General features: G+C 72.2%; 3 protein-coding genes. All 3 read right to left on the reverse strand.

Annotation, left to right across the window (positions count from 1 at the left end; translation table 11 throughout):
• Positions 1–540 (reverse strand): VOC family protein (locus tag AOK24_RS39105; RefSeq protein ID WP_240554335.1); only part of this gene is annotated, 540 nt, incomplete at its 3' end.
• A complete protein-coding gene (locus tag AOK24_RS39110; RefSeq protein WP_055724682.1) occupies positions 537–950 on the reverse strand; it encodes a VOC family protein in 414 nt (137 codons plus the stop codon). The genes AOK24_RS39105 and AOK24_RS39110, both read right to left, overlap by 4 nt.
• A gap of 10 nt (positions 951–960) precedes the next feature.
• Positions 961–1,169, reverse strand: a 209-nt coding sequence (locus tag AOK24_RS46910; protein ID WP_159052150.1) for a helix-turn-helix domain-containing protein, incomplete at its 5' end; no start/stop codon positions are given.

Raw genomic sequence — 1,169 nt, forward strand, 5'->3', positions numbered from 1 at the left:
GGGTGGGACGAGGGCGTGGAACTCAGGGAGGCGGCTGGGCGTTGAGGTCCATGTGGGGAGCAACGCGGTGAAGAAGGAGATTTCGGAGGCGTAGGCGGAAGGGGGGATGTCGATGCACACCTGGTCGAGGCGGCTCGCGGCGTGCACCGGGGGCCGGGTGGACTCGCCGTGCCAGGGGACCGCGCAGAAGACCTGGCCCGCGGGGGAGCGCAGGACGGACCAGGTGGCGTGGTCGGCGACCATCCGCGCTCCCAGGTCCACCGCGCGCGCGGCGAACGCGCGGACGTCGGTCACCGAGAAGTCGATGTGCGCACCGCCGGGGCCCTCGGCGACCGTCTGGAACTTGACGCAGGGGTCGTACCCGTCGGCCGGGAGGAGCGTCGCGAACTCGGCCTGGTCTCCCCGGGGTTCGGACAGGCGCGTGCCCGTCACCTCCGCCCAGAAGCCGGCGGACGCCGGGGAGGGGCGGTCTATGAAGGCATAGGTCCAGCGGACGTCGCTCATGCCGGGCGCTCCGCTCGTGTCGGGCGCTCCGCTCATGCCGGCCTCTCCATGAAGCGCAGGAGGTTCCCCGCCGGGTCCCGCAGCGCGCAGTCGCGGACGCCGTACGGCTGGTCCGTGGGGTCCTGGAGGAGGTCGTAGCCCGCCTCGCGGACGCGTGCCGCGAGGGCGTCGCAGTCCGGGGTCGCGAAGATCGCGCCGCGCAGGAGGCCCTTGGCCAGCAGGCGGTTCAGGGACTCGCGGTCGGCGGCGGAGGCGTCGGGGTTCGCGTCCGGGGGTTCGAGGACGACGGAGACGTCGGGCTGGAGCGGCGAGCCGACGGTCACCCAGCGCATGCCTTCGTACGAGACGTCGTTGCGGATCTCCAGGCCGAGGACGCCGACGTAGAAGTGCAGGGCCTTGTCGTGGTCGTCCACGGCGATGAAGCACTGGTGGAGTTTCAGGTCCATGCCGGTCAGCTTAGGTAGGGCGGCGGCGTTTCGGCCTGGTGTACGTGCGGGCCACGCACGGCGGGATCACCGCGCTCTCCTCGTGCGACCGCGCCCGGTACGCGCTCGGCGTCTCCCCGACCAGCTCGGTGAACCGCGAGCTGAACGACCCCAGCGACGTACACCCCACGGCCATGCACACCTCGGTCACCGACAGGTCCCCGCGCCGCAGCAGCGCCT

Source organism: Streptomyces niveiscabiei, from assembly GCF_001419795.1.
Lineage (GTDB): Bacteria > Actinomycetota > Actinomycetes > Streptomycetales > Streptomycetaceae > Streptomyces > Streptomyces niveiscabiei.

What these genes read in the sequence shown, in the direction of transcription:
- AOK24_RS39110 (WP_055724682.1), bottom strand. Translation starts at nt 950, where the DNA reads ATGGACCTGAAACTCCACCAGTGCTTCATCGCCGTGGACGACCACGAC.